Source organism: Paracoccus salipaludis (assembly GCF_002287065.1).
In the GTDB taxonomy this organism is placed as follows: domain Bacteria; phylum Pseudomonadota; class Alphaproteobacteria; order Rhodobacterales; family Rhodobacteraceae; genus Paracoccus; species Paracoccus salipaludis.
In genome coordinates this window covers 23,430-36,824 of record NZ_NSJZ01000011.1, presented here as the reverse complement: position 1 = coordinate 36,824, position 13,395 = coordinate 23,430, and the positions used below count along the sequence as shown (strand labels likewise).

Annotated in this window: 14 protein-coding genes; 8 read left to right on the top strand and 6 right to left on the bottom strand. The window is 71.0% G+C overall.

What is annotated here, in order from left to right; genetic code table 11:
• Window positions 1-30: 30 nt before the first annotated feature.
• Together CK240_RS12325 and CK240_RS12320 are read left to right on the top strand one after the other, a co-directional pair.
• Window positions 31-813, top strand: a complete 783-nt coding sequence (locus CK240_RS12325) for a hypothetical protein (RefSeq protein ID WP_135058835.1) — start codon at window positions 31-33, stop codon at window positions 811-813.
• A 168-nt stretch (window positions 814-981) separates the two neighbouring features.
• On the top strand, window positions 982-1,593 hold the full coding sequence (locus tag CK240_RS12320) for an SH3 domain-containing protein (RefSeq protein ID WP_095640642.1): 612 nt from the start codon (window positions 982-984) through the stop codon (window positions 1,591-1,593).
• Here the strand turns inward: CK240_RS12320 and CK240_RS12315 are convergent.
• Window positions 1,583-2,449, bottom strand: coding sequence for an SDR family oxidoreductase (locus tag CK240_RS12315; RefSeq protein WP_095640641.1), 867 nt, complete (start codon window positions 2,447-2,449; stop codon window positions 1,583-1,585). The genes CK240_RS12320 and CK240_RS12315 overlap by 11 nt on opposite strands.
• On the bottom strand, window positions 2,446-3,435 hold the full coding sequence (locus tag CK240_RS12310) for an LLM class flavin-dependent oxidoreductase (protein ID WP_095640640.1): 990 nt from the start codon (window positions 3,433-3,435) through the stop codon (window positions 2,446-2,448). The genes CK240_RS12315 and CK240_RS12310 overlap by 4 nt, the downstream gene beginning before the upstream one ends.
• Before the next feature lie 79 nt (window positions 3,436-3,514).
• Between CK240_RS12310 and CK240_RS12305 the strand changes: the two genes are divergently transcribed.
• From CK240_RS12305 to CK240_RS12295, 3 genes are all read left to right on the top strand, one after another.
• Complete coding sequence (locus CK240_RS12305; RefSeq protein WP_095640639.1) at window positions 3,515-4,996, top strand: AMP nucleosidase; 1,482 nt, start codon at window positions 3,515-3,517, stop codon at window positions 4,994-4,996.
• A gap of 171 nt (window positions 4,997-5,167) precedes the next feature.
• Window positions 5,168-5,470 (top strand): HU family DNA-binding protein, encoded by a 303-nt coding sequence (locus CK240_RS12300; RefSeq protein WP_090757072.1) that lies wholly within the window; start codon window positions 5,168-5,170, stop codon window positions 5,468-5,470.
• Window positions 5,471-5,559: 89 nt separating this feature from the next.
• Window positions 5,560-6,876: an MFS transporter gene (locus CK240_RS12295; protein ID WP_095640638.1), complete on the top strand. Its 1,317-nt coding sequence runs from the start codon at window positions 5,560-5,562 to the stop codon at window positions 6,874-6,876.
• A 130-nt stretch (window positions 6,877-7,006) separates the two neighbouring features.
• On the opposite strand, the gene truB is transcribed toward CK240_RS12295, so the two are convergent.
• The 3 genes from truB to rbfA are packed head-to-tail and all read right to left on the bottom strand — an operon-like array spanning window position 7,007 to window position 9,109.
• Window positions 7,007-7,900 (bottom strand): tRNA pseudouridine(55) synthase TruB, encoded by an 894-nt coding sequence (gene truB, locus CK240_RS12290; RefSeq protein WP_095640637.1) that lies wholly within the window; start codon window positions 7,898-7,900, stop codon window positions 7,007-7,009.
• Window positions 7,901-7,902: 2 nt separating this feature from the next.
• Window positions 7,903-8,658: a phosphodiester glycosidase family protein gene (locus CK240_RS12285; RefSeq protein WP_095640636.1), complete on the bottom strand. Its 756-nt coding sequence runs from the start codon at window positions 8,656-8,658 to the stop codon at window positions 7,903-7,905.
• Window positions 8,642-9,109, bottom strand: a complete 468-nt coding sequence (gene rbfA / locus CK240_RS12280; protein WP_095640635.1) for a 30S ribosome-binding factor RbfA — start codon at window positions 9,107-9,109, stop codon at window positions 8,642-8,644. The genes CK240_RS12285 and rbfA overlap by 17 nt, the downstream gene beginning before the upstream one ends.
• Before the next feature lie 68 nt (window positions 9,110-9,177).
• Between rbfA and dapB the strand changes: the two genes are divergently transcribed.
• On the top strand, window positions 9,178-9,996 hold the full coding sequence (gene dapB, locus CK240_RS12275) for a 4-hydroxy-tetrahydrodipicolinate reductase (protein WP_095640634.1): 819 nt from the start codon (window positions 9,178-9,180) through the stop codon (window positions 9,994-9,996).
• 206 nt (window positions 9,997-10,202) lie between these two features.
• On the top strand, window positions 10,203-11,498 hold the full coding sequence (locus CK240_RS12270) for a D-amino acid dehydrogenase (RefSeq protein WP_095640633.1): 1,296 nt from the start codon (window positions 10,203-10,205) through the stop codon (window positions 11,496-11,498).
• 2 nt (window positions 11,499-11,500) lie between these two features.
• Here CK240_RS12270 and CK240_RS12265 read toward each other — a convergent pair whose 3' ends face one another.
• Window positions 11,501-11,713, bottom strand: a complete 213-nt coding sequence (locus CK240_RS12265) for a DUF1674 domain-containing protein (protein WP_095640632.1) — start codon at window positions 11,711-11,713, stop codon at window positions 11,501-11,503.
• A 56-nt stretch (window positions 11,714-11,769) separates the two neighbouring features.
• Here CK240_RS12265 and CK240_RS12260 point away from each other — a divergent pair, with 56 nt between their 5' ends.
• Entirely contained in the window at window positions 11,770-13,263 is a 1,494-nt protein-coding gene (locus CK240_RS12260; protein ID WP_095640631.1) for an RsmB/NOP family class I SAM-dependent RNA methyltransferase, read from the top strand.
• The last annotated feature ends 132 nt before the right edge of the window (window positions 13,264-13,395 follow it).

Genomic DNA, 13,395 nt, shown 5'->3' with positions numbered 1-13,395 from the left:
AGGCGATTGCCGCATGATCATGGTTTGGCGATGAAGATTGCCGTCTGTTTCTTCGGGCTGTCCCGCTCGCTTGCAACGACCCATGAAAGCATCGCCCGGAACGTCATCGAGCCCTGCCGCCGGCGGGGCGAGACGGTCATGCTGGCGCATCTTTACCAACAGGCCCGCATCCAGAGCGCAAGATCCGGCGAGAACGCCGAGCTTGATCCGCACGACTACCGGCTGCTCGAACTCGACGCGGTCACGTTGTGCTTTACGGTGCCGCCGCAACTTGGCGGCATTCTCGAGGATATGAAGCCTCATGGCGACGCCTGGAACAACGACTTCTCAAGCCTGAGCAACCTTATCCGCCAGCTGTATTCCCTGTCGGCGGCCTTCAGGATGGCGCAGTGGCATGACCCGGACATCGTTCTGTTCTGCCGCCCCGACCTGATCTACCACGACAGCCTCGAACCGGTGCTCGAGGCGCTGGTGCAGGAAACGCGCGACATGGTTGCCCTGCCGGACTGGCATCACTGGAAGACGGGCTACAACGACCGCTTCGCCCTGTGCCGGGGCCCCAAGGCGGCGCAGGCCTATGCCGAGCGGCTGAACGTGGTCCATGATTATGTCGCCGCGAAGCGCAAGGCGCTGCATTCGGAACGGCTGCTGCGCTTCGCGCTGGAACGGGCGAAGATCCCGGCGATGGTTTTCCCCCAAAGGGCAAGCCGCGTGCGCGCCGGCGGCCTGCTGGTCGAGGAAGATTTCCGCAAGTCGAAGACCACCAGGCTTCCCTATCTGCAGGCGTCCCTGTCGGAAGCCCCCGCGACCTGAACGGCCCGGGCAGAAGGGCATGGCCCGGGGACCCGCGCCTGCAGCCTGCCGGTGCGGGTCCGGCCCGCTCTCATGCCTGTGTCGGCCCCGGGATTCATTCGTCATGGCGGCCGCGCGGGTGATCGGGCATCCTTCCGGGGGCCGTTGCCCGACTCCCCGAGGTTTTCCATGCGCCCTGCCGCCGCTCTTGCCCTGACGATCTCGCTGGCCGGTCCCGCCGGCGCGCAGACGATCCTGCCCACGCTTTATGACGTGACGGGCGTCAGGGCGAACGATGTGCTGAACATCCGGGCGATGCCCGACGCCTCGTCCTCGATCCTGTCGGAACTGCCGCATGACGCCAAGGGGGTCGAGGTGGTGGATGCGCGCGCCGGCTGGGCACGGGTCAACACCTTCGAACGCTCGGGCTGGGTCAACATGCGCTATCTCAGGGAACGCCCGGATGTGTGGAAGACGGGCGAGATCCCGGGCACGCTGAACTGCCTGGGGACCGAGCCCTTCTGGACGCTGCGGCAGGTCGGGACGAGCATCGTCTACGAGACGCCCGAGCAGTCGCGCCCCCTGCAGCGCCGGGCCGTGGTGGACAACCCCGCCCGGCGCGAGCCCGCCCGCAGCATCATCGCGGGCGACGACAACGGACGGTTGACCGTGGTGCTGACCCCCGGTCAGTGCACGGACGGGATGTCGGACCGCTTCTTCGGCCTGACGGCGACGCTGCTGTTCGAGGGTGCGGGCCAGTCCTCGCGGATGGAGAACGGCTGCTGCCGCATCACGCCCTGACGGAGTCCCCGGCCAGGATCGCGGCCAGCCCGCTGCGGTAATCCGGGTGGATCAGCCGGATGCCGAGCTCGCGCTTGATCCGCGCGTTCGAGACGCGCTTGCTTTCGGCATAGAAGCTGCGGGCCATCGGCGTCATGGCGGCCGTGGCGAAGTCCTCGGCGGGCGGCGGGGGCAGGCCCAGCAGGTGGGCTGCATGTTCCAGCACGTCCTCGGGCGGGGCGGGGTCGTCGTCGCAAAGGTTGTAGATCGCACCCGGATCGGGCTGGGCGATCGAGGCCGCCAGTACCTGCGCGATGTCCTCGGCATGGATGCGGGAAAACACCTGCCCCGGCTTGACGATGCGCCGGGCGGTGCCGTTGCGCACCTTCTCGAAGGGGCCGCGCCCGGGGCCATAGATGCCGGCAAGGCGGAAGATGTGCAGCGGCAGGCCACAGGCTGCGGCCAGCGCCTGCCACCCGGCTTCCGCCGCCACCCGGTCGCGGCCCCGGCGGGTCGAGGGCGCGAGGGGCGAGTCCTCGTCCACCCAGTCCCCCTGCCGGTCGCCATAAACGCCGGTGGTCGAGAGATATCCCAGCCAGCCGGCCGGGCTTGCCGCGATGGCCGCGCCGAAGTCGCGCAGGGCGGGGCATTCGCCCCCGTCCGGCCCGGCGCTGACAAGGATCGCGTCGGCGCGGGCGAGGGCGGCGCGGACCGCGTCCTCCTCGCCGGGCCAGCGCAGCGGCGTGGCGCCTGCCGCCTGGACGCGCGCGGGATCGTCGCGGGTGGTGCCGGTCACGGTCCAGCCTTCGGGCACCAGCCGTCGGGTCAGGAATCCGGCCGAGTAGCCGTGGCCCAGCACCACAAGACGCCGGGTCATGCGCGCGGCAGCCCCAGAACCTCGGCCCCGATCGCGAAGGAGCGGGCCCGCGCCTCGGGGTCCCAGATGTTGCCGGTCAGGATCAGCTCGTCGGGCTTGTAGCGGGCGACCATGGCGTCGATCTGCGCCTTGACCGCCTCGGGGGCGCCGACGGCGCTGACGCTCAGCACCCGGTCCACCATCGACTGGTATTGCGCGGGCACGACCGTGTCGAGGTCGTCCACCGGCGCGGGCAGCTTGCCCGGATTGCCGGTCCGCAGCCGGAAGAACTGGATCTGCGAACTGGTGCGTAGCCGCCGTGCTTCCTCGTCCGTGTCGGCGGCGATCAGGTTCGCCGCCAGCATGAAGCGCGGCTTGTCCCCCCAGGGGCCCGGCTGGAAGCGGTCGCGATACAGCGCCACCGCGTCATCCAGCGCGTCGGGCGCGAAATGCGAGGCAAAGGCATAGGGCAGCCCCAGCGCCGCCGCGAGGCTCGCGCCGTAAAGCGACGAGCCAAGGATCCAGACCGGCACGTTCGTGCCCTGGCCCGGATGCGCGGCCACGGCCGCGCCGGGGCGCTCGGGGCCGAGATAGTGCAGCAGTTCCACCACGTCGTTGGGGAAGTCCTCGTTGCGCGAATGGCCGCGCCGCAGCGCGTGCATCACCGCCCCGTCGCCGCCGGGCGCGCGCCCCAGCCCGAGGTCGATGCGCGGCCCGTGGATGGTGGCCAGTGTCCCGAAGGCCTCGGCCACCGCCAGGGGCGCGTGGTTCGGCAGCATGATGCCCCCCGCCCCCAGGCGGATGGTCCGGGTATGATCGGCGATATGCCCGATCAGCACGGCCGTCGCCGCGCTGGCGATTCCCGGCATGTTGTGATGTTCGGCCAGCCAGTAGCGCTTGTAGCCCTGCGCCTCGGCGGCCCGGGCAAGCGCGACGCTGCTGGCGATCGCAGCCTTTGCGTCCGAGCCCTCGGGCACGGGGGCGAGATCGAGAATAGAGATGTCCATGCCCCCGAGATAGGGCCGCCTCCGCCGTCTTGCCAGTGCCACGGCCCGCTGACACTCTCGGCCTCAAAGGAGCCTGCCCATGGACCAGATATCCCGCCTGCTGCCCGTCGAGACCCCGCCTCCGGTCGAGCGCGAGTATTTCGACGATCCCCACGCGGCCGTGGAGCGCCTGATCCAGCTTTACGACCGCGCGACCGGCTGGCTGCTGGACCGCTTCGTCGGCACGCTGCGGGGGGGACCGCCGCCGGCCGCGCGTTTCCGCGCCTTCTACCCCGAAGTCCGGCTGACCACCTCGAGCCACCAGCAGGCCGATTCCCGGCTGGCCTTCGGGCATGTCACCCTGCCGGGCAGCTATGGGGCGACCATCACGCGGCCCGACCTGTTCCGCGACTACCTGGTCCAGCAGATCGGGCTGCTGATCCGCAACCACGAGGTGCCGGTCTCGGTCGGGGAAAGCGACACCCCCATTCCGGTGCATTTCGCGGTCGCCACCCAAAGCGACCTGAACGTGCCGCAGGAAGGCGTGCTGGACTATTCCCTGCGCGACATCTTCGACGTGCCGGACCTCGTGACGATGAACGACGACATTGTGAACGGGGTGGCCGACGCGCTTGTGGACGGGACGCGCCACCTTGCGCCCTTCACGGCGCAGCGGGTGGATTACTCCCTGGCGCGGCTCGCGCATTACACGGCGACCGCCCCCGACCATTTCCAGAGCTTTGTGCTATTCACCAACTACCAGTTCTACGTGGACGAGTTCGAGGCCTTCGCCCGCAAGGCGCTGGCCGACCCCTCGTCGGGCTACACCTCCTTCGTGGGCCCCGGGAACCACATGATCGAGCGGCCGGACGATGCCTCGGTGCCGGTCGCCAAGACCCCGCAGATGCCGGCCTATCACCTCAAGCGCCCCGACGGGCAGGGGATCACGCTGGTCAACATCGGGGTGGGGCCGTCCAACGCCAAGACCGCGACCGACCACATCGCCGTGCTGCGCCCGCACGCCTGGCTGATGGTCGGCCATTGCGCGGGGCTGCGCAACAGCCAGCGGCTGGGGGATTACGTGCTGGCGCACGCCTATCTGCGGCTGGACCACGTGCTGGACGACGACCTGCCGGTCTGGGTGCCGCTGCCGACCCTGGCCGAGGTGCAGGTGGCGCTGCAGGAGGCCGTGGCCGAGATCACCGAACTGGACGGCTTCGAGCTGAAGCGGATCATGCGGACGGGCACCGTCGCCACCATTGACAACCGCAACTGGGAACTGCGCGACACCCCCGTCCACCGGCTCAGCCTCAGCCGCGCCATCGCGCTGGACATGGAAAGCGCCACCATCGCGGCCAACGGCTTCCGCTTCCGGGTGCCCTACGGCACGCTTCTGTGCGTCAGCGACAAGCCCCTGCATGGCGAGTTGAAGCTGCCCGGCATGGCGACCGACTTCTACCGCACGCAGGTGTCCAGCCACCTGCTGATCGGCATCCGCGCGATGGAAAAGCTGCGGGCCACCCCGGTCGAGCGGCTGCATTCCCGCAAGCTGCGGTCCTTCCACGAGACCGCCTTCCTGTGACCTCGGGTCCGGAAAGGCCGTTTTCGGGCCATCTGCCGCCATCCGGCGCAAGGAAGGACCGAAAAGGGCTTGAAATATTGGGGCAAACGGGCTGTAGCAGGGCCATGCCAGCTTGACTGGCGCCGGACATGCCCGCCCGAACGCGCGCGCCACACGAGGAGACAGGTTCCAATGGCCCAAGCCGCCCCCGCCAAGCCCATGACCAAGACGCAGCTGGTGGCTGCTCTGGCCGAGGAAATGGGCAGCGACAAGAAGACCGCGTCCGCGGCGCTGGACGCGCTGGGCGCGCTGGTTGCCCGCACCGTCGCCGAAGGCGGCGCGCTGACGCTGCCGGGGATCGGCAAGGTCGCCTGCCGCGCCCGCCCCGAGCGGCAGGTCCGCAACCCGCAGACGCAGGAAATGATGACCAAGCCCGCCGACAAGGTGGTCAAGGTCACCATCGCCAAGTCGCTGAAGGACAGCGTCAACGCCTGATCCGCTCAGGACTTTCGGACGAAGAAAGGGGGTCGCGCTTGGGCGCGGCCCCTTTTTGCAAGGAGAAATGGCATCCGGAGGAGTGCAGGATGAACGTCACGGTCGATGAGGCGCTGGCCCAGGCGGGCGCAGGGCGCTTCCAGCGTCGGCTGATGGGGATCTTCGGGCTGGTCTGGGCGGCCGACGCCATGCAGGTGGTGGCGGTGGGCTTCGCCGCGCCCTCGATCGCGGCGAGCTTCGGGGTCGAGATGCGGACCGCGCTGCAAAGCGGGACGCTGTTCTTCCTCGGGATGTTCCTGGGCGCGGCGCTCTTCGGCAGGCTGGCGGACCGGATCGGGCGGCGCAACGTCCTGATGGTGACGGTGGCCTGCGACGCGGTCTTCGGCATCGCCTCGGTCTTCGCACCCGGCTTCGGCTGGCTTCTGGCCTGGCGCTTCCTGACGGGGATGGCCGTGGGTGGCACCCTGCCGGTGGACTACGCGATGATGGCCGAGTTCCTGCCGCCGAAGAACCGCGGCCGCTGGCTGGTCTGGCTGGAAGGCTTCTGGGCGCTGGGCACGCTGGTCGTGGCGCTGACGGCCTGGTTCGCGGCCACCTTTGCGGTCGCCGCACCCTGGAAGCTGATCTACCTCGTGGCGGCGCTGCCTGCCTGCCTCGGGATCTTCCTGCGGCTCTGGGTGCCGGAATCACCCATGTACCTGCTGCACCGGGGGCGCGAGCCCGAGGCCCGCGCCATCCTCGACCGCATCCGCACGGCGAACGGGGCGCCCGCCCTGGCGTCCCAGGCGCGGCTGGTCCTGCCGCCCGCGGCGCCCGTCCCCGCAGGCGGCATCTTCTCTGCGGGACTGGCGCGGACCACGCTGGCGGTGCTGGCGGTGTGGTTCCTGGTCTCGCTCAGCTATTACGGCGTCTTCGTCTGGCTGCCCGGCAAGCTTGCGACCGAGGGCTTCGGCTTCGTGCGCGGCTACGGCTTCCTCGTGATCCTCGCGCTGGCGCAGCTGCCGGGCTATGCGCTGGCGGCCTGGGGGGTCGAGGCCTGGGGGCGGCAGAGGACCCTGCGGATCTTCCTTGTCCTCTCGGCGCTGGGCTGCCTGCTTTTTGTCACCGCCACAACAGGCGGGGTCGTCGCGGGCGCGCTGATGCTGATGAGCTTCGCGCTGCTGGGCACCTGGGGCGCGCTTTATGCCCTGACTCCCGAGGTCTACCCGACGACGCTGCGCGCAACCGGCATGGGCACGGCCGGCGCGCTTGCTCGGCTGGGGGGGCTGGCTGCACCCTCGCTGATGGCGGTGCTGGCCACGCGCGACTTCGACGCCATGATCGGGCTTTTCGCGGCGCTTCTGGTGCTGGCGGCGGTGCTGTCCTTCGGGATCGGGCGGGAAACGCGCGGCGTCTCGATCGCCTGAGGCGGCGCTTGCGTCGTCGCCGCATGGGTATTTGTGTCAGGAAGAAGCCCCCTTGCCGCCAAGGGCCAAGGCAGGTTCTTCCTGATGCAAATACCCATGCCGGCAGTCGCACAGGCGCAGCCCCGCCAGTTCAGGACTGGACGAACACGCGCGAGGGATGGACCTCGCCGCCCATGTAACGGCCGATGGCGAGCGCGCGGCCCCCGTGGCTGACCCAGACCTCGGCCCCGTAATCGGCGGTGCCCAGCACCTGCCCCGGATTGCCGTTCCGCAGCCGAGCCGCGCCCTGATCCGTGGCGCGCATCTCGGGCAGATCCAGCGCCGACTGGATCGGCAGCAGCGCCGTGTCGAGTTCCGCCTGCGCCGCGCGGTCCACCCGGTCGAAGGGGATCGCGCCCCCCACGTCGAAGGGTCCCGACCAGACGCGCCGCAAGCGCTGCACATGGCCGAGGCAGCCCAGCGCACGGCCGAGGTCGCGGGCGATGGCGCGGACATAGCCGCCCTTGCCGCAGACGAGGTGCAGGTCGGCCTGATCCTCGCGCACGGCCGTCAGCGTCAGGTCCTCGACCCACAGCGGGCGGGCGGCCAGCGTGAATTCCTCGCCCTCGCGCGCGAGGTCATAGGCGCGGGCGCCGTCCACCTTGACGGCGGACACCGCCGGGGGAACCTGCAGGATCTCGCCCCGGAAGGCGGGCAGGGCGGCCTCGATGGCCTCGGCCACGGGCCGCGCGTCGGACCGGCGCAGCACCTCGCCCGCCGCGTCGTCGGTCGAGGTCTCGGCGCCCCAGGTCACCGTGAAGTCATAGGCCTTCAGCGCGTCGGTCAGCCAGGGGACGGTCTTCGTGGCCTCGCCCAGCGCGACCGCCAGCAGGCCCGTCGCGTCGGGGTCGAGCGTCCCGGCGTGCCCCGCCTTCTTCGCGTCGAGCGCCCAGCGCACGCGCCCCACCACGTCGGTCGAGCCGACCCCCGCGGGCTTGTCGATCAGAAGCCAGCCCGAGACGTCCCGTCCCTTCTTCCGCGCCATTCTCAGGACCCGCCCACATAGCCGATGATCGGCCCCATCCGCCGGCCCCAGTCCGCGCGGCGAAGCCCCGGCGCATAAAGCCGGCTGATCGAGCCATCGAAATACAGCGCGTTGCGGGCGCCAAGCCCGTCCCGGAAGAAGCGGGCGAACTGGTGAAAGGTCACGGGCGCGTCCGAGATCGCGAACCAGGCCGTCTTCATGTCGCGCGACACGCCGACGCCGTTGCGGATATAGCGGCTGTCGCTTTGGGGCAGGAAGCGCGGGTGCAGCGCGCCGTCGATGACCAGCAGGGGCCCCGACTGCGTCGCCAGCCGGCACTGCGGCTGGACATCGGCGAAGCGGCGGCTTTCGATCACCTGGAAGGGCGCCTTGGCGCCGACGCAGAAGACGCCGTTCGGCAGCAGGCCGAAGTTGCCGTCGCCTCCGGCGGTCACGACCCGGCCCGCTTCCTCGGTGTCGGACCGGAACAGCCCGACCGGCGCATAGTCCGGGTGATACATGCCCGCGTTCATGGCAAAGCCCAGCACCTCGCCCGCCCCCAGCGTCCCGCGCACCGCGCTGAAGTCGCCCAAGGGCTTGCCGTCCGGCCCGTTCAACCACAGCCGCATCCCGTCCTGCCCGTCCGCGGTGACGGTGCAGACGGAATAGCGGGTGCCCTCGAACTCGCGCGTATCGCAGATGTCGGCCATGGCGGGCAGCGTCATCGCCACCAGCGCGCCGACCGCCAGCCCGAGCCGGCGCTTAAGCCTGCCGATCATCGTCCGCGTCGGTCCCGGTGTCACGGGCGAGGTCCGCGCCCTCGTCCCAGTCCTCGTCGCCCTCGACGTCGCGGCGCACCCGCTCGTCGGCGAAGATGCGGCGGGTGTCGTCCATGCGATCGAAGGTCTCGTCCAGCACGAAGCGCAGGTTCGGCGCGTATTTCAGCGACATGTCCTTGGCGACCAGGTGGCGCAGCTCGCGCGTGTTGCGGCGCAGCGCGGCCAGCGCCTCCTGCGCGTCGTGGCCGCCCAGCGGCAGGACATAGGCCGTCGCCACCTTGAGGTCGGGCGAGGTCCGCACCTCGCCCACGGTGATCGAGTGCCGGTTCAGGTCCGGGTCATGCACGTCCCCGCGCAGCAGCACGTCCGAGAGCGTGCGGCGGATCAGTTCGCCCACCCGCAGCTGGCGCTGCGACGGGCCGGGACCGGTGTTGAAGCGATTGGAAGCCATGCGCCCCATCTAGGGGGTCGCAGGCCGCCCCGCAACGGGCTAGACCCGCGGGAAACACGGGGGATGCGATGGGCGCGGAGCAGAACAGGCCGGGGATCGTGGTCGCGGGCGTCTCGGGGCGGATGGGGCGGATGCTGGTGCAGGCGGTGCTGGACTCGCCCGATTGCCGCCTGGTCGGCGCGCTCGAGCGCGAGGGCCATGCCTGGATCGGCCAGGACCTGGGCACCGCGATGGGCGGGGCGCCGCTGGGCCTTGCCGTCACGGATGACGCGGTGGCGGCCATCGCGCAGGCGCAGGGGCTGCTGGACTTCACCTCTCCGGCCGCGACCGTCGCCTATGCGGAGCTGACCGCGCAGGCGCGCGCGGTCCACGTGATCGGCACCACCGGGCTGTCCGAGGATGACCTGACGCGGATCCGGGCCGCCGCCCGGCACGCCCCGATCATCCGCGCCGGCAACATGAGCCTGGGCGTCAACCTGCTGGTCGGCCTGACCCGGCGCGTGGCCGCGGCCCTGGGCGAGGACTGGGACATCGAGATCGTCGAGGCGCACCATCGCCACAAGGTCGATGCGCCTTCGGGCACCGCGCTGATGCTGGGCGAGGCCGCGGCCGAGGGACGCGGCGCCAAGCTGGACGAACTGCGGGTGCCCGCACGCGAGGGGATGACGGGCGCGCGCAGGTCCGGCAGCATCGGCTTTTCGGCCATCCGGGGCGGCGACATCGTGGGCGAGCATGACGTGATCTTCGCCGCACCGGGCGAGCGGGTGGTCCTGCGCCACCTCGCCACCGATCGCGCCATCTTCGCGCGCGGCGCCTTGCGGGCGGCGCTGTGGGGCCAGGACAAGGGTCCGGGCGAATACGACATGGCGGACGTGCTGGGTCTCTGATCTTCTGCCGGGACATCTTGCGGCAGGAACGCGGCCCGGCCGGATAATTTCGGCGCGGTGCTGCGGCGCAGCGCAAGATCGTCTCGCGATGTCTGGTTTCCATCGAACATCCTTGCGGCAAGTGGCCGCAGGGGACGCAAGATCGGCAGCACATTTCCGCCGTTCCGCATGATCCTTCCCCAAATGTCCTTGGGGAAGGTCGGGCCATGAAGATCGTCGTTCTGGGCGCAGGCGTCATCGGGGTGACGAGCGCGTGGTATCTGGCCCGCGCCGGCCATCAGGTCACGGTGGTGGACCGCCAGCCTGCCGCCGCGATGGAAACGTCGTTCGCCAATGCGGGCGAGATCTCGCCGGGCTATTCCACGCCCTGGGCCGCCCCCGGCATCCCGCAGAAGGCGCTGCGCTGGATGTTCCAGCGCCATGCGCCGCTGGTGCTGCACGCCTCGGCCGATCCCAGGCGCGCCAGCTGGATGGCAAAGATGCTGCGCAACTGCACCGCGGACGCCTATGCGGTGAACAAGTCGCGGATGATGCGGATCGCCAATTATTCGCGCGACTGCCTGGGCGCGCTGCGGGCCGAGACGGGCATCCATTACGACGAGCGGACGCGCGGCACGCTGCAGGTCTTCCGCGACGCTTATCAGGTCAAGGCCGTGCAGAAGGACATCGAGGTGTTGCGCGCCGACGGCGTGCCCTTCGAGGTCCTGAACGCCGAGGGCTGCGTCGCGGCCGAGCCGGGGCTGGCCTTCTCGCGCCACCTGCTTGCGGGCGGGCTGCGGCTGCCGAATGACGAGACGGGCGACTGCCACGTCTTCACCCAGCGCCTTGCGGCACTGGCCGAGGCCGAAGGCGTGACATTCCATTACGGGACGGCCATCGAGGGGCTGGAAGGCTCGTCCTCGCGCATCACGGCGGTGCGGACCTCGGCCGGGCGGCTTGTGGCGGATGGCTTCGTGGTGGCGCTGGGCAGCTATTCGCCGGCGCTGGTCGCCCCCTTCGGGATCAGGCCGCCGGTGCATCCGGTCAAGGGCTATTCGCTGACGCTGCCCATTGTGGACGAATCCCGTGCCCCCGTCTCGACGGTGATGGATGAAACCTACAAGGTCGCGATCACCCGCCTGGGCGACCGCATCCGGGTGGGCGGGCTGGCCGAACTGGCTGGCTTCGACCTGTCGCTGTCGCCGCGCCGGCGGGCGACCCTGGCCAAGTCCGTGGGCGAGTTGTTCGGCGGGGCGGGCGACCTCGACCGGGCGAGCTTCTGGACCGGGCTGCGCCCCATGACGCCGGACGGGACGCCCATCGTGGGCGCAAGCCCGGTCGGCAACCTGTGGCTGAACACCGGGCACGGGACGCTCGGCTGGACCATGGCGGCAGGCTCGGGCCGCGTGCTGGCCGACCTGATCAGCGGCCGCACCCCCGAGATCAAGAGCGACGACCTGGGCTACGCCCGCTACGAGCGCCGCAAGCCGCTGCGGCTGGCGGCGGTGCCCCAGGCGGCCTGAGGTCAGAAATCGACCGCGAGGCCCTTGCGTTCATAATCGCCGTAGCGGACGGGCTCGGGCCCGTCGCGGCCCCCGAGTTCGGTCGGCAGGTCCAGTGGTGCGGCGTTGCGGCGGCGCTCCTCGGCCTCGGCCAGCGCGCGGCGGGCGGGCGGGGGCAGGTGGGCCCATTCCGGGCGGTCCTCGGGCGGGACGATGGGATCGGCAGGCTCGGTCATGGAAAACCCCGCGCAGAGTGGATAGGTCTGCCTTTCACCTAGGGACCGTGGGGACGATGGACAAGCGAGACGATCAGCCGAAACCCGGCCCCGAGGCGCGGCCCCTGCGCAGGCAGAGGGCGGTTCCGGCGGAAACGCCGCAGGGGGCGCCGCCCCCGCCGCCTGCGGCGGCCCCCCCGGGGTATTTGGGTCAGGAAGAATCCGCCAGGGAATCATCCGGCAAGGACGCGGGGAAGCGGCGGCGCACGGACCGCAGGCGCCCCGGCGAGGCGGGGCAAGGCCCGTCCCGGAAGGGCAAGCGCCCGGGGCAGGCAGCCACCCCCCATGCGGCGCGGTCCGGGGCGCTGCGGCTTCTGGCGGCGGTGCGAGAGGGCGCCACGCTGGCCGAGGCCGAGGGGACCCTGGGCGAGCTGTCCCCGCCTGAACGCGCCCGCGCCCGCAGGCTCGCCGCTGCGACCCTGCGCCATCGCAGCCGGGCCGAGGCCGTGCTGGCGCCGCTGCTGGTCCGCCGCCCCCGTCCTGAAACGCTGGACCTGCTGCAACTGGCCGTGACCGAGATGCTGGGCCAGGGCGAGGCCCCTCATGGCGCCGTCAACGCCGCCGTGGCGCTGGCGCGCGCGGGCGGCCCCAAGGCCAAGGCTGCCGCCGGAATGGTCAACGCGGTCCTGCGCCGCGCGGCCGAGGCGCAGGCGGTCTGGGATGCCGCGCCCTCGCCGCGCCTGCCGGGCTGGCTGCGCAGCCCCGTCGTCGCCCGCTGGGGCGAGGTCACTGCCCTTGCCATCGAGGCCGCGCATGAACGCGGCGCGCCCCTGGACCTGACGCCCCACGGAGCCACGCCCGGCGAGGCGCTGCCGACCGGCAGCCACCGCCTGCCCGCAGGCACGCAGGTCACGGCTCTGCCGGGCTATGCCGAGGGCCAGTGGTGGGTTCAGGACGCCGCCGCCGCCCTGCCGGTGCGGCTGCTGGCGCCGCAGGCGGGGGAGCTTGTCGCCGATCTTTGCGCCGCGCCGGGCGGCAAGACGATGCAGCTTGCGGCGGCAGGGGCGCGTGTCACCGCCATCGACCTGTCGCCGCAGCGACTCGCGCTGGTGGCCGAGAACCTCGCCCGGGTGGGTCTGTCCGCCGGCATGGTGGCCGCCGACGCGCTGGACTGGCGGCCCGAGGCGCCGCTGGACGCGGTGCTGCTGGATGCGCCCTGTTCGGCCACCGGCACCATCCGCCGCCATCCCGAACTGCCGCTGATCCGCGACGGGGCGATGATCCCAGACCTCGTGCGCCTTCAGGCGCGTCTGATCGACCATGCGCTTTCGCTGCTGAGGCCCGGCGGGAGGCTCGTCTATGCCGTCTGCTCGCTGCACCCGGCAGAAGGCGAGGCGCAACTGGATGCCGCCCTTGCCCGCCATCCGGGGCTGCGGGTCGAGCGGCCCGATCCCGCCCAATGGGATGCGGACTGGATCACCGGGGCGGGCGCCATCCGCACCCGGCCCGATCATTGGCCGGATCTCGGCGGGCTGGACGGGTTCTTCATCGTGCGGCTGATCAGGCCTTGAGCGTCAGGGCAGACCGCGCTTGCGGCTTTATGGCCAGCAGGGGGCTCTTTCCTCTTTGCCCGAATATCGTCCGGGGCTTGCGAGCGCCCGGAAAACGGTCCGGTGGACCGTTTTCAGCGAGCAAGGGGCCGG